The sequence below is a fragment of the Nocardia mangyaensis genome (assembly GCF_001886715.1).
GTDB classification, from domain to species: Bacteria; Actinomycetota; Actinomycetes; order Mycobacteriales; family Mycobacteriaceae; genus Nocardia; species Nocardia mangyaensis.
The window spans coordinates 2,193,305-2,215,254 of the sequence record NZ_CP018082.1; the positions used below are offsets into that span (position 1 = coordinate 2,193,305).

Here is a 21,950-nt window from a genome sequence, read left to right on the forward strand (position 1 = left end):
GCCTCAGTCGCCCTCGCCGAGGTCGGGCCCCCCGGCCAGGGCGTAGCCACCGGTGATCGGCTGATCCTGCGGCAGCGGCACCGCCCACCGCAGCCGGGTGCCCGGCATCTCCGGGTGATTGCCCTCGGCGTCGGGGCGGCTCGACGGTCCGATGTCGAAACGCCCGCCCGACTCCTGGGCGCGCTGCTCGAGATTGCGCAACCCGCTGCGGATGACGTGGTTGGGGATACCCCACCCGTTGTCGCTCACGGTGATGGTCAGATCGTCGGCCACCTCGATGACGATCGCGACCGTGTCCGCACCGGAATGACGCACCGCGTTGCTCACCGCCTCGCGCACCACCGCCTCGGCGTGATCTGCCAGCTGGGGATCGAGCACCGACAGCGGCCCCGAGACCTGGATCGTGGCGCGCAGGGCGATGTCGGCGGTCTGGCGCCGGATCGCCACTTCCAGCCGCTGCTGCAGTCCCGCGCTGTGGCCGGAGCCGCTGGCGTGCAGGTCGAAGATGGAGGTGCGGATCTCCTGGACGACTTCCTGGAGGTCCATGATCGTCGTCGAAAGCCGTTGCCGCACTTCGGGAACCACCGCCTTGGGCAGGGTCGCCTGCACGGTGAGACCGATCGCGAACAGGCGCTGGATCACGTGGTCGTGCAGGTCGCGCGCGATGCGGTCGCGGTCGGCGACGATGTCGAGTTCGCGCATCCGGCGCTGCGCGTCGGCCAGGCGCACCGCCAGCGCCGCCTGATCGCAGAACGCGGCGGTCAGTTCGAGCATCTCATCGGAGTATGGGGCGAAACCGGGCGGTCGGATCGTCACCAGCACGCCGAGGGTGGCATCCGGGGTGCACAGCGGCAGCACCAGCGCCGGTCCGGCGCACGGGGATTCGGTGTCGGGGAATTCCACGCCGAGGGTCACCGCGGTGGCATCGTCGAACCGCAGTGGCGTGCGCCTGCTGAAGGCATCACCCAGTGCCGTGCCCGCGATCGGGATCGTCTGCCAGTCCTGCCCCGCGTCGGGTCCGGTCCACTGGGTGATCACCAATTCGGTGATCTCGCCGGGCAGTTCGTCGGGGACGGGCACCGAGGCGAGGAAGGCCTGATGCGATCCGGTCAGCTTGCGCGCGTGATCGACCACGTGCGCGAGCACCCGATCGGATTCGGTCCCGGCCAGGAACTCCGTGGCGATGTCGCGGGTCGCCTCGATCCACGCCTGACGGGTGCGTGCCTGTTCGTAGAGGCGGGCATTGTCGACCGCGATCCCCGCCGCGGCGGCCAGCGCGAGGACGAGGACCTCGTCCTCCTCGGTGAACGGCTGACCGTTGGACTTCTCGGTCAGATACAGACTGCCGAACACCTTGTCGCGAATGCGCACAGGCACACCGAGAAACGAGTGCATCGGCGGATGTCCCTCGGGGAAGCCGACCGAGGACGGGTGCCGGGCCAGATCGTCGAGCCGCAAGGGCGCCTTCTCGGCGAACACCGCGCCCAGTACGCCATGGCCCGCGGGTAATCGCCCGATCCGTTCACGGATCCGGTCGGGCATGCCCTCGTCGATGAACTGCGCGACCTGCTGATCGTGACCGCGCACCGCGAGCGCGCCGTAGCGGGCGTCGACCAGGTTCATCGCCGTGCGCACGATGGTGCGCAGGGTCTCGTCCAGATCCAGGCCCGCGGTGACGGTGAGCATGGCCTCGACCAGGCCGTCCATCCGGTCGCGGGAGCCGATCATCACTTCCACCCGGTCCGCGACTTCGCCGAGCAGGGCGCGTAGATGCTGTTGGGACACGGTTGCGCCCACCGAATAGCGGTCACTCCGACCGTCATTCGCCATCGCCGTATCCCGTCGCCGCGCTCCCCGAACCCACTGAACGCAAAGTCTAGTCCGCAATCAGGGGACTTTCGGCCCTTCACCGGCACGGGCTGGCGATGGTGGCATAGGGCACCGGGAAATGGGATCGAGAAGTGGGGCATGAGATGAATTCGTTGTCGAGCACCCAACACTGGACGACCGCCGCGGACCCGGAGCTCGCGGTGACCACCCGTGGCGAGGTTCCACCGCAGGACGTCACCCGCGCGGTTCGCGCCATCACCCGCGTCATGCGCAGGCATCACCTCGACAGTCCGGCCCGCGTGCGCGTCACCGCGCCGCAGGGCTCCGACGAGCCGACCCTGGTGCAGGCCAACATCCGCACCAACGACACACTCACCCGGGTGCAGGTCACCGGGCCCGGCGGCTTCGCCGTCACCTTCGCTGCCGAGCGGCTCGACCGCCAGCTCGCCCGCCGCGCCGGGAAGGAGGCGCGCGCCGCCTGGCCCGACCCCGCGCGGCGCCCGCTGTCGCGGGTCACCGAGACCCGCCCGATCATCCGCCGCAAGGACTGCGCGCTGATGACCGGCACCCCGCTGGAAGCCAGCACCGTGCTCGACGCGATGGACTACGACGCCTACCTGTTCACCGACTCCGACACCGGTGAGGACGCGATCGTCACCTGGGCCGACCCGCACGGCGTCCGCCTCGCCCGACAGCACCACACCGCCGCGGCGGGGGAGTCGGCCGGGCTGCCGCTGACCGCCAGCGCGATGCCGGTCCGCGTGGCCCCCGACGCCGCGCCCGTCTACGCCGAAGACGAGGCCGCCGACGTCCTGTGCACCGCCGGGCTGCCGTATCTGTTCTTCACCGACACCCACACCGGCCGCGGCAACCTCCTCTACCGCCGCTACGACGGCGACCTCACCATCGTCGTCCCCTGCTAGTCGGAGCGCTGGCGCGCTCGAGTTCGCGCCGAACCGCCGCTGCGCGGCGTCCCCTCCTCGCGGTCGGGGAGTGTGGAGCCCAGATCAGATCTCCGGTTCACGGAGCTTGGTCGCCAGGACCGCGGCCTGGGTTCGGCGTTCGACGCCGAGTTTGGCCAGGAGACGGGAGACGTAGTTCTTGACCGTCTTCTCGGCCAGGAACATCCGCGCCGCGATCTGACGGTTGGTCAGGCCCTCACCGAGGAGTTCGAGCAGCCGGCGTTCCTGGTCGGTGAGCCCCGCCAGCGCCCCCGAAGGTTCGGCGCTGCGCCGTAGGCGGGCACGCAGGGCGTCGGCGGCCCTGGTGTCGAGCAGGGAGTGCCCGGCACCGACCTGTTTGATCGCGTCCGCCAGCCGCATCCCGTCGATGTTCTTCACCACGTACCCGCTGGCACCGGCCAGGATCGCGTCCAGCATGGCGTGCTCGTCGGAGAACGAGGTCAGGATCAGGCAGTGCAGGTCGTCGAACTCGGCCAGCAGATTGCGACACAGCTCGATCCCGTTGCCATCGGGCAGCCGCACGTCCAGCACCGCCACATCGGGCCGAGCCTCCCGAATGAGCACCATCGCCTCGGCGACGCTGCCCGCCTGCCCGATCACAGTGAGTTCAGGATCACCCTCCAGCAGATCGATCAACCCGCGCCGCACGATCTCGTGGTCGTCGACCAGAAACACCTCGAGCACGTCGGCTCCTTCATCGTGTCAATCGCCCCCCCGAGGACAAACATAATCGCTGACCCCGAAATCCCGGACGCAGACCGCAAACTCGCCCCCAACGACCGGTCCGCCGCGCAGCGGAGGTTCGCGCCCGTTCCGCCGATCAGGTGCCGTTTCGTAGGCGACGAAGGAGCAAGAAACGGCGCCCGATCGGCGGACCCCCAGTAACGCGAACCCTGAGCGCACCAGCTCTCCAACAAACCCGACCCCGCACATCCCGACCTCGAGGAGGGATCGCCGCGCAGCGGCGGTTCGCGCCCGTCCCGCCGATCAGGTGCCGTTTCGTAGGCGACGAAGGAGCAAGAAACGGCGCCTGATCGGCGGGACCGCCGGGGGCGCGAACTCGAGCGCGCGAGCGCTCCAACAAACACTGTCGGTGGTCGCGCCTAGCATTGTTCGTGGGGGTTCATGTCCGGTCGGCGGATGACGATGAGAAGGGATTCACCTGGTGGCGGAACGCCTCACTGTGCGCGGAGCTCGGGAACACAACCTCAAGGGCGTCGACCTGGATTTGCCGCGCGACAGCCTGATCGTGTTCACCGGCCTGTCCGGTTCCGGTAAGTCGAGCCTGGCGTTCGACACGATCTTCGCCGAGGGGCAGCGTCGCTATGTCGAGTCGCTGTCGGCCTACGCGCGGCAGTTCCTCGGGCAGATGGACAAGCCCGATGTCGACTTCATCGAGGGCCTCTCGCCAGCGGTGTCGATCGACCAGAAGTCGACCAACCGCAATCCGCGGTCCACGGTCGGCACCATCACCGAGGTCTACGACTACCTGCGCCTGCTGTATGCCCGCGCGGGGACACCGCACTGCCCGGTGTGTGGCGAGCTGATCGCCAAGCAGACCCCGCAGCAGATCGTGGACCAGGTCCTCGCCATGGACGAGGGCCTGAAGTTCCAGGTGCTCGCGCCGGTGGTGCGCACCCGCAAGGGTGAGTTCGTCGACCTGTTCGACCAGCTCAAGACCCAGGGCTATTCGCGCGTGCGGGTCGACGGGGTGGTGTATCCGCTCACCGATCCGCCGAAGCTGAAGAAGCAGGAGAAGCACGACGTCGAGGTCGTGGTCGACCGGCTCTCGGTCAAGGCGGCGTCCAAGCAGCGGCTCACCGACTCGATCGAGACCGCGTTGCGGTTGGCCGACGGCATCGTCGTGCTCGATTTCGTCGACCGCGACGAGCACGCTCACGATCGCGAACGGCGCTTCTCCGAGCGGCTTGCCTGCCCCAACGGTCACCCGCTCGACATCGAGGATCTCGAGCCCCGGTCGTTCTCGTTCAACTCGCCCTACGGCGCCTGCCCCGACTGCACCGGTCTCGGTATCCGCAAGGAGGTCGACCCGGAGCTGGTGGTCCCCGATCCCGAGCTGAGTCTGGCCGAGGGCGCGATCGCGCCGTGGTCGCGCGGGCAGACCGCCGAGTACTTCAACCGGTTGCTGTCCGGCCTGGCCGAGGCGATCGGCTTCTCGATGGACACCGCGTGGCGCGATCTGCCCGCCAAGGCCCGCAAGGCGGTGCTCGAGGGCAGTTCCGATCAGGTGCACGTGTCCTACACCAACCGCTACGGCCGCAAACGCTCCTACTACGCCGATTTCGAGGGCGTGATGCCGTTCCTGCAACGGCGGATGGACAACACCGAGTCCGAGCAGATGAAGGAGCACTACGACGGCTACATGCGCGATGTGGCCTGCCCGGTGTGCAACGGTTCCCGGCTGCGCCCGGAGATCCTGGCGGTCACCCTGGCCTCCGACGGTACCGACAAGTCGATCGCCGAGGTCAGTGACCTGTCCATCGGTGACTGCGCGCACTTCCTCAACGCCTTGACGCTGGGGGAGCGTGAGGCCGCGATCGCCGGTCAGGTGCTCAAGGAGATCCAGGCCAGGCTCGGGTTCCTGCTCGATGTCGGCTTGGAGTACCTCACGCTCTCGCGCGCGGCGGCGACCCTGTCCGGTGGCGAGGCGCAGCGCATCCGCCTGGCCACCCAGATCGGCTCCGGTCTGGTCGGCGTGCTGTACGTCCTCGACGAGCCCTCGATCGGCCTGCACCAGCGCGACAACCGCCGCCTGATCGAGACGCTGCTGCGGTTGAAGAAGCTGGGCAACACCCTGATCGTCGTCGAACACGACGAGGACACCATCCGCGCCTCGGACTGGGTGGTCGACATCGGCCCGCTGGCCGGCGAGCACGGCGGCCGCGTGGTACACAGCGGTCCGTACACCGAACTGCTCACCGAACCCGAATCTCTCACCGGCGCTTATCTTTCCGGTCGTGAGCAGATCGAGGTGCCGATGGTGCGCCGCCCGATCGACAAGAAGCGCAAGCTCACCGTCGTCGGCGCCACCGAACACAATTTGCAGGGCATCGACGTGGCGTTCCCGCTGGGCGTGCTCACCGCGGTCACCGGTGTCTCGGGGTCGGGCAAGTCGACCCTGGTCAACGACATCCTGGCCACCGTGCTGGCGAACAAGCTCAACGGTGCCCGCCAGGTGCCGGGCAGGCACACCAGGATCAACGGCCTGGACAACCTCGACAAACTGGTGCAGGTCGACCAGTCACCGATCGGGCGCACCCCGCGCTCGAACCCGGCCACCTACACCGGTGTCTTCGACAAGATCCGCACCCTGTTCGCCGCCACCACCGAGGCCAAGGTGCGCGGTTACCAGCCCGGGCGGTTCTCGTTCAACGTCAAGGGCGGCCGCTGCGAAGCGTGCTCGGGCGACGGCACGCTCAAGATCGAGATGAACTTCCTGCCCGATGTCTACGTCCCGTGCGAGGTCTGCCACGGCGCCCGGTACAACCGGGAAACCCTCGAGGTGCACTACAAGGGCAAGACCATCGCCGAGGTGCTCGACATGCCGATCGACGAGGCGGCCGACTTCTTCGAGGCGATCACCTCGATCCACCGCTACCTCAAGACACTTGTCGAGGTCGGTCTGGGTTACGTGCGTCTCGGGCAGAGTGCGCCGACGCTGTCCGGTGGTGAGGCCCAGCGCGTGAAACTGGCCGCCGAGCTGCAGAAGCGCTCGATGGGCCGGACCGTGTACATCCTCGACGAGCCGACCACCGGCCTGCACTTCGAGGACATCCGCAAGTTGCTCAAGGTGATCAACGGTCTGGTCGACAAGGGCAACACGGTGATCGTCATCGAGCACAACCTCGACGTCATCAAGACCTCGGACTGGGTCGTCGACATGGGACCCGAGGGCGGTTCCGGCGGTGGCACGGTGGTCGCGACCGGCACGCCGGAGGACGTGGCCCAGGTCTCGGCCAGCTACACCGGGCAGTTCCTCAAGGAGGTGCTCGCGGCACCGGCGCCGGTGAAACCGGCCAAGAAGGCGGCGGCGAAGAAAGCGGCGGCGAAGAAGGCGGGGGACACAGCGGTACCGGCGGCGAAGAAGGTGCCGACGGAGACCGCGGCGGCCAAGCGCCTGGCCCGAAAGGCGGCCGCGCTGCGCTGAATCCGGCTAGGGTCCGGTCGGGACTTTCCGAAAACACCACGAAGTGAAACAGGCGTATGTAACATTCGCCTCACTCTGTCCGGAAAACCGGTCAGTAGCGGTTGTCGACCGGCATCAGGTGGCCTCTCGCGCCCGTGGGCGGCGTGACTCGCCGATGCCGGGCAGTACGAAAGGAACGTCCCCATGGATGGCGAAATTCCCACGGACCTCATCGCGATGGTTCTGGCCCTTATCAGCGGGGGGTCCTCGCTGGCCTACACGCCCACCCCGCCGTCCGCCTGAGTCCGGCGGAATCGAAAGGAACTCTCTGATGGATACCGGAAGCGCCGGCCTCGCCGAAATCTTCTCCGCCCTCGCCCAGGCGCTGACCTCGGGCTCGGCCATCTCGGTCACCCCGGGCAACCCGCCCGCCTGAGCGGCGGACTCTCTCCCCACACGCAAAGATCCGCCGACGCAGTGTGCGTCGGCGGATCTTTGCGTTCGTCCGATATCGGGTCAGTGCACCGGGCCGGTGTACTTCTCGCCCGGTCCCTGGCCTGGCGCGTCCGGCACCGAGGAAGCCTCGCGGAAGGCGCGCTGCAGCGCCTGCAGACCCTCGCGGATCGGCCCGGCGTGCGGGCCGAGGTACTCCACCGACGAGGTGACCAGCCCGGCCAACGCCGTGATCACCCGGCGCGCCTCGTCCAGGTCGACGCCCGCGCCGGAGTTCGGGGTGTCCTCGGCCAGTCCCAGCTTCTCCGCGGCTGAGCTCATCAGCATCACGGCCGCCCGGCTGATCACCTCGACGGCGGGGATGTCGGCCAGGTCGCGCACGGGGGGATCGAGCTCGTCAGTCATGCTGATCAGGCTAAGCGAGGCGTTCGCGCCCCGATCGCGCCAGGGCCGATTCGGCAATAGCCGAATGCGATGCTAGACTTTTTGCTGACGACCGCCCCTGGTTGTGTGATTCGACCTGGGGCAGATAAGTGGAGCCCGACTCCCACCGTTTCCCGGCGAGCAATCGTACTGGACAAACGGTCCCGGTCACCCGTTCGTTGTGATGGGTTTCCCGTGCGCCTGGCGCGCGGGGGTCGACACCGAGCTCGTGAGGGCATCGGCTGTGGGCGATCGGTCGACATCGGGCCCCGTGGCGGAGAAGTACCGCACCGGGGCTTTCGTGTTGAAACTGGGGTTGCAGTTATTGCGTGCGGTCGTTATGACGACACCGCTTGACCTAGGAGGCCCCATCAGCACTGAGACCCGCATCAACGATCGCATCCGTGTTCCCGAGGTCCGTCTCATCGGACCCGGCGGCGAACAGGTTGGGATCGTGCGTGTTGAAGATGCACTACGCGTCGCGCTCGAAGCCGATCTCGACCTCGTCGAGGTGGCACCCGATGCCCGTCCGCCGGTCTGCAAGATCATGGACTACGGCAAGTTCAAGTACGAGACCGCGCAGAAGGCGCGCGAGTCCCGGAAGAACCAGGTCCAGACCGTGATCAAGGAGCAGAAGCTCCGCCCGAAGATCGACGATCACGACTACGAGACCAAGAAGCGCAACGTGGTGCGTTTCCTCGAGGCCGGATCCAAGGTCAAGGTCACGATCATGTTCCGTGGTCGTGAGCAGTCCCGGCCCGAGCTCGGTTTCCGGCTGCTTCAGCGTCTGGGCTCCGACGTCGCCGACCTCGGTTTCGTCGAGACCTCGGCCAAGCAGGACGGCCGCAACATGACCATGGTCCTCGCCCCCCACAAGGGCGCGAAGACGCGGGTGAAGGCCCAGCAGGACTCGGCCCCGGCAGCACGTTCGCAGCCGACCGGTCCCGCGAGCGCCGAACCGGCTGCGACGGTCGAGCCGACCGCGCCCGCCGCACCGGCCGCGCCGGTCGAGCAGGCTCCGCCGGCCGACCCGCAGTAACACCGATCTCAACGACTAGATAGAGGAATCCATGCCGAAGAACAAGACCCACAGCGGCGCCAAGAAGCGATTCAAGGTGACCGGCCGGGGCAAGCTGCTTCGCGAGCAGGCGAACCGTCGCCACCTCCTGGAGCACAAGTCCTCTCGCCGGACTCGTCGTCTGGAAGGCACGGAGTCCGTCGCTGCCGTCGACGCCCCCCGCGTGAAGCGGCTGCTCGGTCTCGCCTGATTTCCGGCAAGACCGTCGCATCCTGACGATTCCGCGGCCGGGATGAACCGGACGCCGACAACTACCGAATTCGGGCGCCGCCGCGCCCCTAGATGATCAAGGACTACCACAGTGGCACGCGTCAAAAGGGCCGTCAACGCTCAGAAGAAGCGCCGTTCCATCCTCGAGGCCTCCAAGGGCTACCGGGGCCAGCGTTCGCGCCTGTACCGCAAGGCCAAGGAACAGCAGCTCCACTCGCTGACCTACGCCTACCGCGACCGCAAGGCGCGCAAGGGTGACTTCCGCAAGCTGTGGATCGCTCGTATCAACGCCGCCGCGCGTCTGAACGACATCACCTACAACCGCTTCATCCAGGGCCTCAAGGCCGCCGGTGTCGAGGTGGACCGCAAGATCCTGGCCGAGCTCGCCGTCTCCGACGCCGAGGCCTTCGCCGGTCTCGTCGCCGTCGCCAAGGCCGCGCTGCCCGCCGACGTCAACGCCCCGGCCTCGGCTGCCTGAGCTTGACGCACAGCGATCTGTCGGAACGACCCGTGGACGCGCTCTCCGAGCGCAATCCGCGGGTCGTTTCCGCTGTCAAGCTTCAGCGCGCGGCCAATCGTCGCAAGTCCGGCCGGTTCCTGGCCGAGGGCGCCAATGCGGTGGCCGCCGCGCTGGAGACCGGCCGCGTCCATGAGCTGTTCTATTCGCTCGGCGCCGCCGAACGCGAGACCGCGCTGATCGCGGGTGCCGCCGCCGACGGCGTGCGCACCACGCTGGTCAGTGACCGTGCCGCCGAGCATCTCGGCGAGACCGTCACCGCGCCCGGTCTGGTCGCGGTCTGCGAGCTGGTCGACGTCCAGTTGGCCGAGATCCTCGACCGTGGTCCCCGCATGCTCGCCGTCCCCGTCGAGATCGCCGAGCCCGGCAACGCGGGCACCCTGATCCGGGTCGCCGACGCGGTCGGCGCCGACGGTGTGGTCCTGGCGGGCGAGACCGTCGACCCGCACAACGGCAAGTGCGTGCGCGCCAGCGCAGGCAGCCTGTTCCACGTGCCGATCGCGCGCGGTCGCGACATCACCGCCACCCTCGACGCGATCTCCGCGGCGGGCGTGACGATCCTGGCCACCGCCGCGAACGGCGAGGTCGACCTCGATGCCGCCGACGACATTCTCACCGGCCCAGTTGCCTGGCTGTTCGGCAACGAGGCGCACGGTCTCGACCCGGCGGTGGCCGCTCGTGCCGATCACCGCATCCGGATCCCCATCCACGGCCGCGCCGAGAGCTTGAATCTGGCTGCCGCGGCGGCGATCTGCCTCTACGCGAGCGCCCGCGTGCAGCACGCGAGGTAGTCGCGCCGCCTCAGCATGGTTCGGTGGCCGCGGCGATGTCGTCGAGGATCTCGGTGGCCCAGGGCAGGGAGATCGCGTCGGTGCCCGCGACCTGCATGGCGGTCATGATCGTCAGGAGCATGCCGGTGGCGACGAAGCGTCGCGATTGCTCGGTATCGGCGCCGGTGAGCTCGCCGACCAGGCGGTAGATGCGACCGAATCGCTCCCGCATGTGCTCGCCGATGGCCGGGTCCGCGCTCGCGGCAGCACCGTGCAGCAGGACCAGTGGCAATTCGCGTTCGGCCAGGAAGGTCTCGTAGCCGATGCCGAGTGCGCGCAGTGCCTCGGCGGTGTCGGAATCGGGGGCGATCTCGGCATTGCGGAATACCGTCTCGATGCGGCTGCACACCTCGTGCAGGCAGGCGAGGAACAGTTGCAGCTTGGTGCCGAACAGCCGGATCACATAGGGCTGCGATACTCCTGCTCGGCGCGCGATCTCATCGGTTTTCGTTGCGGCATAGCCGGATTCGGCGAAGGCTTCGACGGCGGCCTCGAGGACCTGCGCGCTGCGTTCGGCCGCGGTCATCCGGGTTCTGGTCGTCTCACCCATGCGGTGTCTGCCTCCTCGGAAAGCTCGGAAAGCTCGGAAAGCCCCGTTGCCCTTGACATGTTATCAGTCGATGCATAACCATTGATTGCTAGTTATCAGTGAATAGCAACAAGGGCGGGTCATGACTCAGACACTCGAACCCGGCGATCCCCCCATCGTCGAAGCGGCACCGTCGGACGGGGCGAAGAACAAGCCGGTCGGCGCGGTCATCGCCGCCGTCGGCATCCCGATGTTCATGGTGACCTTGGACAACCTGGTCGTCACGAACGCGTTGCCGGTGATCAAAGCCGAACTGGGCGCGTCCCTCTCGGACCTGCAGTGGTTCATCAACGCCTACACGCTGTCCTTCGCGGCGCTGCTGCTGTCGGCCTCGGCGCTCGGGGACCGGATCGGTCGCCGCCGGGTGTTCCTCTTCGGCATCGGCCTCTTCGTCGTGGCCTCGGCGGCCTGTGCGCTGGCCACCGAACCGTGGATGCTCATCGCGGCCAGGGCGGTGCAGGGCGCCGGCGGCGCGGCGGTGATGCCACTGTCGCTGACCCTGCTCGCCGCCGCGGTGCCCGAGCGAATGCGCAGCGCCGCGATCGGCATCTGGGGCGGTATCGCCGGGCTGGGTGTCGCGGTCGGTCCGGTGGTCGGCGGCGCGGTCGTCGACGGGCTGAACTGGCAGTGGATCTTCTGGCTCAATGTCCCGATCGGATTGCTCGCGTTGCCGTTCGCGGTGCGCATGCTGTCCGAATCGCGCGGTGTCGCACGTCGGCTCGATCTGCTCGGGCTGCTGCTGTCCGCCGGTGGCGTGCTGGCGGTGGTGTGGGGTGTCATCCACGGCGGCGAGGACGGCTGGACCACGCCGCAGGTGCTCGTGGCGTTGATCGGTGGTGCGGGTCTGCTGGTCGGGTTCGTCGCCTGGGAGAGTCGGGTCATCGATCCGATGCTGCCCCTGCGCATGTTTCGGTCCCGCGCCCTGAGCCTGAGCTTCCTCGTCTCGTTCGCCTTCTCCGCGGGCGTGTTCGGCGCGATCTTCCTGCTGGCCCAGTTCTTCCAGGTGGTGCAGGGCTACACGCCGCTGGAATCGGGCATTCGCACCCTGCCGTGGACGTTGGTACCGATGGTCGTCGCGCCACTGGCCGGACTGATCGTCGATCGCGTCGGCCCGCGTGTGCTCATCGCCGCCGGCCAGGTCCTGCTTGCGATCGCCCTGGCCTGGATGGCCCTGATCACCAGTACCGACATCGCCTACGGCTCCTTCGTCGCCCCCTTCGTCCTCGCCGGTATCGGCATGGGCCTGACCTTCGGTCCGTCCGCCACCATCGTCATGGCCAGCGCCTCCACTGCCGACCAGGGCATGGCCTCGGGCATCAACAGCACCGTCCGTGAAGTGGGGGTGGCCATGGGAATCGCCGTCCTGGCCTCGGTCTTCGCCTCCCGTGGCTCCTACACCGACCCCCAGGCCTATGTCGACGGCCTCATCCCCGCCGTCTGGGTCGGCGCGGGTCTGGTCGCGATCGCCGCCGCCTTCGCCGCCTTCCTCCCCACCCACCTCCGCCACACCACCTGACATAGTCCGAAGACGGCCCGCCACCCCTACTCGGTGCGCGGGCCGTCGTCGTTCTCATCCGAGCCCACCCGGTCGGCCCTGCCCCGGCGAAGGGTTGGTATCCGGGCGTCCGCACAGTCCCGCCAGGTGAGGGATAGGCCGGCTGCGGGCGGGGTGGAGGCCGAGTCCGCAGAGGGCGAGGCCGCTGCCCGGGGTGGTGCGGCGGCGTTGGGGTGGGGTGGATTCGCAGGTCTGTTCCGGCATCGAGTTGTCCTGTTCTCGAGTCGAACGCGCTGATGTGTTTGTTGGGTTGGACGGGGCGCGGGGTCGATCGGTTCCCATGAACTTCCGGCGAGCCGGAGACCGGGCGAAAGCCATGACGTAGGGGTCTCGCGAGCCAGAGCCGCGCTATCGTTGAGCACAGCAGTCCGCACGATAGGGAGCGACCGCATGACCCTTCCCGCGATGCATCCGCGCCCCGGCAACCTCCGTGAGGTCGCCGAGCAGATCGAACGCGCGACCGGTCTCCGGGTCGAGATTCTGGGAGGGGCGCTCGTGATGTCACCGACCCCGCGTGGCAAGCACGCGGGCTCCATCCGTCGACTGCGGCACCAGCTCGAAGCCTCGATGCCATCGGGATTGGCTGCCTATGAGGTCACCTCGATCGCCATGCCCGACGACTCCGATGACTACTGCACGCCGGATCTGGTCGTCCTTCCCGATTCCTGGGACACCGACGACGACTGGCTCGCGGACCCGACCGACGTAGAACTCGCCGTCGAGGTGATCTCGAAGTCGGAGAAGGCGACGCAGATCACCGGCAAGAACGGCTGGTACGCGGCCGCGCGCATCCGGCTGCTCCTTGTCATCGATCCTCGCGTCGGGCGATGGGCCCTGTACCGGGATCCCGTCGGCGGGACCTACCCGGAACCGGTCGAAGGCGACTACGGTGACCAGATCTCGCTCCCCGCACCGCTGTCGTTGTCCGTCGACACCGCGTGTCTGCCCTGGTACGACCGGGAATAGCGGTCGGGGTCGCTCACCTGCCGCTGTCCGGGCTGTCGGGTCGCCTTTCGGCTGTCGTATCCGGATGTTCGGGCCGATGCGCGCACAGTCCCGCCAGGTGAGGGATGGGCCGGCTGCGGGCGGGATGGAGGCCGAGTCCGCAGAGGGCGAGGCCGCTGCCCGGGGTGGTGCGGCGGCGTTGGGGTGGGGTGGATTCGCAGGTCTGTTCCGGCATCGAGTTGTCCTGTTCTCGAGTCGAACGCGCTGATGTGTTTGTTGGGTTGGACGGGGCGCGGGGTCGTTCGGTTCCCATGAATTTCCGCGGGCGAAGGAATTGGTGGGGTGGCCCGTCTGACCTGGACTTGTTGGTCGGGGTGGGGACCTTCGGCAAGCTCTTGGCGCGGTGGTGAGCGCATCGCTGGTAATCCGAATGAATCGCGCGAACCCGATCCCATAGGATTTGTGCAGCACCGATGCGGGTTGGCAATGACGCGCCCGCGAACCGATCCCCAGGGGAGAGTCGAGAAGATCGTGGCCGACGACAACAGTGGAGTCGAGCAGAACGCCAAGCTGTCCGAAGAGGCCCTCGCGGCCGCGGCGGCGGAGGCCGAGAAGGCGTTCGCGGCGGCGGCTGATCTGGACGCGCTGGCGGTCGCCAAGACCGAGTTCATCGGCGGCAAGTCGCCGATCGCGCTGGCACAGCGTGAGCTGGGCGGCCTACCCAAGGCGGCGAAGGCCGACGCGGGCAAGCGGGTCAACGTCGCGCGCAAGCGGGTGACGGAGGCGTTCGAGGCGCGCCGTACCGCACTGCTCGAGCAGCGCGATCAGGCCGTGCTGGTGGCTGAGAAGATCGACGTCACCCTGCCCGCGCGCCGCGCCGCCGTCGGCGCTCGCCACCCCATCACCGTCATCTCCGAGCAGATCGCCGACGTGTTCGTCGCGATGGGCTGGGAGGTCGCCGAAGGTCCCGAGGTCGAGACCGAGCACTTCAACTTCGACGCGCTGAACTTCCTGCCCGATCATCCGGCGCGCACCATGCAGGACACCTTCCATATCGCCCCGGAGGGTTCGCGCCAGGTGCTGCGCACGCACACCTCCCCGGTGCAGGTGCGTTCCATGCTGGAACGCGAGCTGCCGATCTACGTCGTGTGCCCGGGCCGCACCTTCCGCACCGACGAACTCGACGCCACCCACACTCCGGTGTTCTCCCAGGTGGAGGGTCTGGCGATCGACAAGGGTCTGACCATGGCGCACCTGCGCGGCACCCTGGACGCCTTCGCGCGCGCCCTGTTCGGCCCCGACACCCGGACCCGGATGCGCCCCAACTACTTCCCGTTCACCGAACCCTCGGCCGAGGTCGACGTGTGGTTCCCGGACAAGAAGGGCGGCGCGGGCTGGGTCGAGTGGGGCGGCTGCGGCATGGTGAACCCGAAGGTGCTGATCGCCTCCGGCATCGACCCCGAGGTGTACTCCGGGTTCGCGTTCGGCATGGGCATGGAGCGCACCCTGCAGTTCCGCAACGGCATCCCGGACATGCGCGACATCGTCGAGGGTGACGTGCGGTTCACGCTACCTTTCGGCATCCGGTCCTGAGCGACAACCCCTTTCGACACAGAGAGCGAAACGTCAAGTGCGAGTAGCGCAGTCCTGGCTGACCGAGATCCTGCAGCGCACCACCCCCGAGTGGTCGGTGTCGGCCGAAGAGCTCGACGCGGGCTTCGTCCGCGTCGGCTTGGAAGTCGAGGAGGTCGACGAGCTGGCGCCGATCGGCGGTGACATCGACAAGCCGCTGGTCGTCGGCCGCGTCGCCGAGATCACCGAGCTGACCGAGTTCAAGAAGCCGATCCGCTTCTGCAAGGTCGATGTCGGCAACCCCGAGCTGCAGGAAATCGTCTGCGGCGCCCGCAATTTCGCGGTCGGTGACCTCGTCGTGGTGGTGCTGCCCGGCGGTGTGCTGCCCGGCGGGTTCACGATCTCCTCGCGCAAGACCTACGGACACACCTCCCATGGCATGATCTGCTCGGTCGCCGAACTCGGCATCGGCAAGGATCACGACGGCATCCTGGTGCTCGAGCCCGGTTCCGCGCAGCCCGGTGACGACGCCAACGTGCTGCTGGGCACCGACGACACGATCATCGAACTCAACATCACCCCCGACCGTGGCTACTGCTTCTCGGTGCGCGGCCTGGCCCGCGAGCTGGCCTGCGGCTTCGACCTCGAATACGCCGACCCGGCCGTGCGAACGGTGCCCGAGGCCGACGCGCAGGCCTGGCCGGTGCGGGTGGAGTCCGAGTCGGAGTGCACCCGCTTCGGCGTGCGCCGCGTCACCGGGATCGACCCCGACGCGGTGAGCCCGCTGTGGCTGCAGCGTCGGCTGATGCTCTCGGGCATGCGCCCGATCTCCCCGGCCGTCGACGTCACCAACTACGTGATGCTCGAACTCGGCCAGCCGCTGCACGCCTTCGACGCCGCCAAGCTGCACGGCAGCCTGGTCGTGCGCACGGCCAACAAGGGCGAGACGCTGCGCACTCTCGACGACACCGAGCGCACCCTCGACGCCGAGGACGTGGTGATCGCCGACGATTCCGGCGTCATCTCGCTGGCCGGTGTGATGGGCGGCGCGAGCACCGAGGTCGGGGAGGGCACCACCGATGTGGTGCTCGAGGCCGCGACCTGGAACCCGCTGCGGGTCTACCGGACCGCGCGCAGGCACAAGCTGTCCTCGGAGGCGGCCAAGCGCTACGAGCGCGTCGTCGACCCGGAGATCAACATCGCCGCACTCGATCGGGCCGCCTCCCTGCTCGCCGAGATCACCGGCGGCACCATCGAATCCGCGCTCACCGACATCCGGGTGCCGGTGGAGCCGGCCGCGCCGATCGTCATGGACATCGATCTGCCCGACCGCGTCGCCGGCGTCACCTACCCGGCGGGTACCGCCGTGCGCCGGCTCGCGCAGATCGGCGCGAGTGTCGACATCGAGGTCAACGACGCGGGCAAGACCGAGCTGCTGGTGCGCCCGCCGAGCTGGCGTCCCGACCTGACCCAGCCCGCCGACCTGGTCGAAGAGGTGCTGCGGCTGGAGGGGCTCGAGCAGATCCCGTCGGTGCTGCCCGCCGCCCCCGCCGGTCGTGGCCTGACCGCGAAGCAGAAGCGGCGCAGGGCCGTGAGCCGCGCGCTGGCCTTCGACGGTGCCGTCGAGGTGCCCGCACCGGTCTTCCTGGCCGGTGACGTGTTCGATGTCTGGGGTCTGGACGCCGACGATCCGCGCCGCGACACCACCCGCGTGCTCAATCCGCTCGACGCCGAACGCCCCGAGCTGGCCACGACGCTGCTGCCCGGCCTGCTCGACGTGGCCGCTCGCAACATCTCCCGCGGTGCCCGCGATCTCACGATCTACGGCATCGCCCAGGTGGTGCTACCCGGCGCGCAGACCCGCGCGGTCGAGGCGCTGCCGGTGGACCGTCGTCCCACCGACGAGCAGATCGCCGAACTGAACGCCTCGCTGCCCGAGCAGCCGGTGCACGTGGCGGCGGTGCTCAGCGGCAAGCGTGATCCGCGCGGGCCGTGGGGGCCGGGTCGCCCGGCGGAGGCCGCTGACACCTTCGCGCTGGTCGATGCGGTGGCCGACGCGGCCGGTGTCACCATCGAGCGTCGCGCCGCCGCCTACCTGCCGTGGCATCCGGGTCGCTGCGCCGAACTGGTCGTCGACGGTGTCGTCGTCGGGCACGCGGGCGAGCTGCACCCGGCCGTGCTCGAGCGGGCCGGTCTGCCGCCGCGCACCTGCGCGCTCGAACTCGACCTCGACGCGCTGCCGCTGATCGAGTCCCGGCCCGCGCCGACGGTCTCGGCGTTCCCGGCCGTGCTGCAGGACGTCTCGATCAGCGTCGAGAAGGCCGTCCCGGCCGCGCAGGTCGAATCGGCCCTGCGCACCGGCGGTGGCGACCTGCTCGAGGACATCGCCCTGTTCGACGTCTACGAGGGTGCCCAGGCCGGTGCGGGCCGCAAGTCCCTCACCTACGCCCTGCGCTTCCGCGCGCCCGACCGCACCCTCACCGAGGACGAGGCCAGCGCCGCCCGCGACGCCGCCGTCGCCTCGGCCACCGCCGCGGTCGGCGCCGAACTGCGCGGCTGAACGATCGTCGAAGGGCGCCGGGTGCCGCACCGGGCGCCCTTCGACGTATCCGGCGAGCCGAAAACACCTGGGCGGCGTTCGGACCGCGCCCGGCCCGGCGCCGACGGTATCGGTTAGGTTGGACGACGTGTCGATGATGAAAGGCGCCAACGTCGCGGTGCCTGCCTCCGCGGTCCGGGTCGAAGTGGGTTGGCAGTCGGGGCCGGGCGTGCCCGACGCCGACGCGTCCGCCCTGCTGCTAGCCGGGACGAAGGTGCGCTCCGACGCCGACTTCGTGTTCTACAACCAGGGCGCCCACCCTTCGGGCACGGTGCGCTACGAGGGCAAACAGCAGGGCCCGACCGTGGTCGACGCGCTCTCGGTGCAGCTGGCTCAGGTCGAGTCGGAGATCGAGAAGATCGTGCTGGCCGCCTCCGCCGACGGCGGCACCTTCGGCCAGTTCCACGGCCTCTACATCCGGATCGTCGACGCGGCCACCGGTGCCGAGCTGGCCCGCTTCGACAGCACCGGCGCCACCACCGAGACCGCGTTCGTCCTCGGCGAGCTCTACCGCAGGCAGGGCGCGTGGAAGTTCCGCGCGGTGGGTCAGGGGTACGACACCGGATTGGCCGGTCTGGCCACCGATTTCGGCATCTCCGTCGACGACGCCCCCACACCCCCGGCGCCACCGTTCACGCCACCACCACCACCGACCCAGCCCTACGCCCCACCACACGCGCCCGCCAACCAGCCGCCGCAGTTCGCACCTCCGCAGCCGTACGCGCCCCCGCCGCGTGCGCAGCCGTACGCGCCCCCGCCGCCGCCCGCGCAGCCGTACGCGCCTCCTCCGCCGCCGCCCGGTCAGCCGTATGCCCCGCCGCCCCAAGGCCGGCCCCAATTCGCTCCGCCTCCACCGCCTTCCATGCCGCAGCCGACCGGCGCCCCGGTGAACCTGGCCAAGATCTCGCTCACCAAGGACTCCCCGTCGGTCTCGCTCACCAAGCACGGCGCCACCGGCGGCGCCATGCGGGTGAACCTCAACTGGACCTCGATGGCGTCCAGCGGCGGCCTGTTCGGCAAGTTGCGTGGCAAGAACATCGACCTGGACCTGTGCTGCTTCTTCGAGTTGTCCACCGGTGAGATCGGCTCGGTGCGCGCGCTGGACCGCCGCTTCGGCGCGCTCTACGAGCCGCCCTTCATCCACCTCGACCAGGACGACCGCACCGGCGCGAGCGCCTCCGGCGAGAACCTGTCGATCAATCTCGACTACACCCAGTCCTTCCGCCGCATCTTGGTCTTCGCCTCGATCTACGAGGGCGCCAGCGATTTCCGCGGCGTGCACGCCACCGTCACCTTGTACCCGGTGAACTCGGCGCCGATCGAGATGACCCTCGACGGCTGCACCGACAACTCCCGCGACGCGGTGCTGGCCGTGCTGGACAACGTCAACGGTGAACTGGTGGTGCGCCGCGAGGGCGCCTTCGTCCGCCCACCCGCCGGGCAGCCCGGTGGCGGCATCATCGAGATCGCGCGACTCTACAACTGGGACTTCGGCTTCCAGGCGGGCCGCGGCAAGTGATCCGCCACCCCGCGACCCGGGTACTGAACGCGCTGGTCTATCACCCGGACAAGCACGTCGCGCAGACCCCGGCCGCGCTCGGTCTCGACTACCGCGAGCTGACCATGCGCACCGCCGACGGCCTGGACGTGCACGGTTGGTTCGTGCCCGCCGAGCGCCCGCGCGCGCACATCCTCTACGCGCACGGCAACGCGGGCACCATCGGCGACCGCGTCTCGATCATCGCACTGCTGGTCGCGGCGGGTTTCGATGTCCTGGCCTTCGACTATCGCGGCTTCGGTCGCAGCGCGGGCAGGCCGGGGGAGCAGGGCACCTATCTCGACGCGCGCGCCGCGCGCGCCGCGCTGCTCGCCCAGCCCGGGGTCGACCCGGACCGGGTGCTCTACCTGGGTAAATCCCTCGGCGGCGGGGTCCTGCTGGAACTGGCCACCGAGTTCCCGCCCGCCGGCATGATCCTGATGTCGACGTTCAGCGGCATGCGCGACGCCGCCCGCTCGGTCTACCCGTTCCTGCCCGCCCCGCTCATCCCGAACGCCTACCCGAGCCTGGCTCGGATCGCCACCGTGGGCGTCCCGGTGCTGATGATGCACGGCGAGCGCGACGAACTGCTCCCGCTGCGCCACGCCGAACGCCTCTTCGCCGCGGCGCGCGAGCCCAAGCAGTTGATCGTCGTCCCCGGCGCCGGTCACAACGACGTCATCGACACGCTCGGCCCGCGCTGGGCTCGGCTGATCAGTGACTGGGTTGCCTCATCGATCGTCTGAGGCCGTCGTGTTCGAGCCTCGGGCGTGGGCGGGCTGTTCTGCGTAGCCTGGCGGTATGAGCGAAACGAGCGAGATCCTCGGTCGGCTGGCCGCGCTGCCCGATGCCGAGCTGGTGTCGGTGCTGCGCGCCGCGGTCGCCGGGCGGCCGGGTCTGGCCGCGGTCGCCGCCGCACTGGCCGAGGCCGAGATCGGGCACGGCGACATCGATCCCCCTGTGATGCTGGACACCGACATAGCGGATGCGAATGTGGCGCCCGTCGCATCGGAGCAGGTCGGAGGCGCAATCCCGGTACCGCCGGTACCGCCTGGGCTGCCGGGGACCCCCGCACCGCCCGCTACCGGCGGATATTCCACTTCCGGAGTGCCGACATTCGACACCGTTCGCGATAAGGTCGAGCAGCGTTTCGGCACCGCGCAGGGAATGGGTGAACTCGACCGGCAGACCCCCGCGGGTCGCAGCGCCGACGAACAGTGGGAGGCGCGGGAGAAGGCCGCGCGCGAGCGTCTGGACCAGATTCGGAAATCGATGCACGGCAACGATTCCGGGGCCGACGACAAGTAGCCGCAAGGTCTCCCGTCCCGAGCAACGAACCGTGATGGGTGGACACATGACACAGGCGCGCCAGATCGCCGAACGACTGCTCGACGCGCAGGTGGACTTTTTGCTCGCCGAGGTGACCGGCGACCGGTTCGCCGAGGTGATCGCCCGCGATGTGGCCGCCGTGCTCGCCGTCGGCGACACCATCGTCTTCGGCGACGTGGTGTCGCTGGAACAGGGCGAGGAGACCGTCGCCACCGTCTTCGACCGCATCGGCGGCAGCCCGGTGATCGCCGACACCGTCGGCATCTTCTCCGACGCCATCTACGACCACATCGCCGCCAACACCGAATACACCCTCGGCGACGTGGTCGACCGGGAACCGGTGGAGGCGCTGCTGGAGAAGATCTTCGGCATGCACCAGGCCCAGGAGCGCATCCTGGACCGGCTCACCGAGAGCCCGCTGGTGGCCACCGTCGCGTCCCGTTTCGTCGACAAGTTGATCGGCGACTTCATGCAGGCCAATCGTGAACGCGCCGAGAAGATTCCGGGCGTCTCCTCGATCATGTCGCTGGGGCAGTCCGCGGCTACTCGCGCCAAGAAGGTCGCCGACAGCACCTTCGTCGGTGACCTCGCGGGCAAGGGCGCGCTGTTCGCACTCAAGCGCACCAACAACGCCATCCGCGACATGCTGCGCGACGCCCCGGTGCACTCGGCGGCCATGGAGTTCTGGGACCTGCACGCCGACGAGCCGGTTGCCGGCCTGCGCGAATACCTGACCCAGAAGGACCTCAACGAACTGGTTCAGATCTGCTACGAGATCGCGGTGACGACCAGGGAGAAGGAGTACTTCGGCCTGCTGGTGCGCGAGTGCGTCGAGGTCTTCTACACCAAGTACAGCGACCACACGCTGGCATCGATGCTGCCCGAACTCGGTCTCAGCGCCGAGGATGTCAGCGCCGAGATCCTGCGCTACGGACCCGCCGTCATCGAGTCGGCCAAGCGCAATGGCGTGCTGGCCGGGCTGATCCGCGAGCGGCTCGAGCCGTTCTTCCTCTCCGAGCAGGTGCTCGGCATTCTCGCCGGCGAGTAATTCCGGTCGGGAACAAATTGCGGTGATTCGCCGCGGAATTGCGTGCGGTGCGCCGATGTTTCGTGCTGCGCGCAATTCTGGAATTCGCTCACCCGTACCACTTGTGCCCGCCGTCACCGAATGTCGCTCCCGGCATGTATCGGGGGCGAAACGGGCAGGTAACGCCGTCACCGAGCGCACGGTGAGCTTTCGGTCACCTCACCCCGCTTTGATTTCCGGCATGTTGAGATCAGTGCACGAAACCCGCTCCAAGGCCGCCCCGTCTTGACCGCGTCTTCCGGGGCGTGCAAGTTGGCACCTGACTTTCGCTGGGCCGCCGGGTATTT

18 protein-coding genes are annotated in these 21,950 nt (G+C 68.7%); 14 read left to right on the forward strand and 4 right to left on the reverse strand.

Annotation, left to right across the window (positions count from 1 at the left end):
- Positions 1-3: 3 nt before the first annotated feature.
- Entirely contained in the window at positions 4-1,830 is a 1,827-nt protein-coding gene (locus BOX37_RS09935; protein WP_071927393.1) for a sensor histidine kinase, read from the reverse strand.
- A 143-nt stretch (positions 1,831-1,973) separates the two neighbouring features.
- Between BOX37_RS09935 and BOX37_RS09940 the strand changes: the two genes are divergently transcribed.
- Positions 1,974-2,753 (forward strand): sigma 54 modulation/S30EA ribosomal C-terminal domain-containing protein, encoded by a 780-nt coding sequence (locus BOX37_RS09940; RefSeq protein WP_071927394.1) that lies wholly within the window; start codon positions 1,974-1,976, stop codon positions 2,751-2,753.
- A gap of 84 nt (positions 2,754-2,837) precedes the next feature.
- Here BOX37_RS09940 and BOX37_RS09945 read toward each other — a convergent pair whose 3' ends face one another.
- Complete coding sequence (locus BOX37_RS09945) at positions 2,838-3,476, reverse strand: response regulator transcription factor (protein ID WP_071927395.1); 639 nt, start codon at positions 3,474-3,476, stop codon at positions 2,838-2,840.
- 481 nt (positions 3,477-3,957) lie between these two features.
- Between BOX37_RS09945 and uvrA the strand changes: the two genes are divergently transcribed.
- Positions 3,958-6,960 carry an excinuclease ABC subunit UvrA gene (gene uvrA, locus BOX37_RS09950; RefSeq protein WP_071927396.1) on the forward strand — a complete coding sequence of 1,001 codons (3,003 nt, stop codon included), beginning with the start codon at positions 3,958-3,960 and terminating at the stop codon, positions 6,958-6,960.
- Positions 6,961-7,455: 495 nt separating this feature from the next.
- Here the strand turns inward: uvrA and BOX37_RS09955 are convergent, their stop codons facing one another.
- On the reverse strand, positions 7,456-7,797 hold the full coding sequence (locus BOX37_RS09955; protein WP_071927397.1) for a DUF1844 domain-containing protein: 342 nt from the start codon (positions 7,795-7,797) through the stop codon (positions 7,456-7,458).
- 358 nt (positions 7,798-8,155) lie between these two features.
- Between BOX37_RS09955 and infC the strand changes: the two genes are divergently transcribed.
- From infC to BOX37_RS09975, 4 genes are all read left to right on the forward strand, one after another.
- Positions 8,156-8,854 carry a translation initiation factor IF-3 gene (gene infC, locus BOX37_RS09960; RefSeq protein ID WP_071931346.1) on the forward strand — a complete coding sequence of 233 codons (699 nt, stop codon included), beginning with the start codon at positions 8,156-8,158 and terminating at the stop codon, positions 8,852-8,854.
- Between the two features lie 31 nt (positions 8,855-8,885).
- Positions 8,886-9,083, forward strand: a complete 198-nt coding sequence (gene rpmI, locus BOX37_RS09965) for a 50S ribosomal protein L35 (RefSeq protein WP_071927398.1) — start codon at positions 8,886-8,888, stop codon at positions 9,081-9,083.
- A gap of 111 nt (positions 9,084-9,194) precedes the next feature.
- Positions 9,195-9,581: a 50S ribosomal protein L20 gene (gene rplT, locus BOX37_RS09970; protein WP_067498536.1), complete on the forward strand. Its 387-nt coding sequence runs from the start codon at positions 9,195-9,197 to the stop codon at positions 9,579-9,581.
- Positions 9,582-9,613: 32 nt separating this feature from the next.
- Positions 9,614-10,411, forward strand: coding sequence for a TrmH family RNA methyltransferase (locus tag BOX37_RS09975; protein WP_071931347.1), 798 nt, complete (start codon positions 9,614-9,616; stop codon positions 10,409-10,411).
- A gap of 10 nt (positions 10,412-10,421) precedes the next feature.
- Here the strand turns inward: BOX37_RS09975 and BOX37_RS09980 are convergent, their stop codons facing one another.
- Positions 10,422-11,000 (reverse strand): TetR/AcrR family transcriptional regulator, encoded by a 579-nt coding sequence (locus BOX37_RS09980; RefSeq protein ID WP_071927399.1) that lies wholly within the window; start codon positions 10,998-11,000, stop codon positions 10,422-10,424.
- A gap of 121 nt (positions 11,001-11,121) precedes the next feature.
- Between BOX37_RS09980 and BOX37_RS09985 the strand changes: the two genes are divergently transcribed.
- The 8 genes from BOX37_RS09985 to BOX37_RS10020 all read left to right on the forward strand — a co-directional run bounded on the left by BOX37_RS09985 (position 11,122) and on the right by BOX37_RS10020 (position 21,624).
- Complete coding sequence (locus BOX37_RS09985; RefSeq protein WP_071927400.1) at positions 11,122-12,555, forward strand: MFS transporter; 1,434 nt, start codon at positions 11,122-11,124, stop codon at positions 12,553-12,555.
- Positions 12,556-12,984: 429 nt separating this feature from the next.
- On the forward strand, positions 12,985-13,560 hold the full coding sequence (locus BOX37_RS09990) for a Uma2 family endonuclease (RefSeq protein WP_071927401.1): 576 nt from the start codon (positions 12,985-12,987) through the stop codon (positions 13,558-13,560).
- Positions 13,561-14,070: 510 nt separating this feature from the next.
- Entirely contained in the window at positions 14,071-15,132 is a 1,062-nt protein-coding gene (gene pheS, locus BOX37_RS09995) for a phenylalanine--tRNA ligase subunit alpha (protein ID WP_071931348.1), read from the forward strand.
- Positions 15,133-15,169: 37 nt separating this feature from the next.
- Positions 15,170-17,671, forward strand: coding sequence for a phenylalanine--tRNA ligase subunit beta (pheT, locus tag BOX37_RS10000; protein ID WP_071927402.1), 2,502 nt, complete (start codon positions 15,170-15,172; stop codon positions 17,669-17,671).
- 133 nt (positions 17,672-17,804) lie between these two features.
- Positions 17,805-19,229: a TerD family protein gene (locus BOX37_RS10005; RefSeq protein WP_240505399.1), complete on the forward strand. Its 1,425-nt coding sequence runs from the start codon at positions 17,805-17,807 to the stop codon at positions 19,227-19,229.
- Positions 19,226-19,993, forward strand: coding sequence for an alpha/beta hydrolase (locus BOX37_RS10010; protein ID WP_240505291.1), 768 nt, complete (start codon positions 19,226-19,228; stop codon positions 19,991-19,993). Before BOX37_RS10005 ends, BOX37_RS10010 begins: the two co-directional genes overlap by 4 nt.
- Before the next feature lie 55 nt (positions 19,994-20,048).
- Positions 20,049-20,555 carry a hypothetical protein gene (locus BOX37_RS10015; RefSeq protein ID WP_071927403.1) on the forward strand — a complete coding sequence of 169 codons (507 nt, stop codon included), beginning with the start codon at positions 20,049-20,051 and terminating at the stop codon, positions 20,553-20,555.
- 46 nt (positions 20,556-20,601) lie between these two features.
- The gene (locus BOX37_RS10020) at positions 20,602-21,624 is read left to right on the forward strand and encodes a hypothetical protein (RefSeq protein ID WP_071927404.1); all 1,023 of its coding nucleotides are present in this window, start codon (positions 20,602-20,604) and stop codon (positions 21,622-21,624) included.
- Positions 21,625-21,950: the final 326 nt, after the last annotated feature.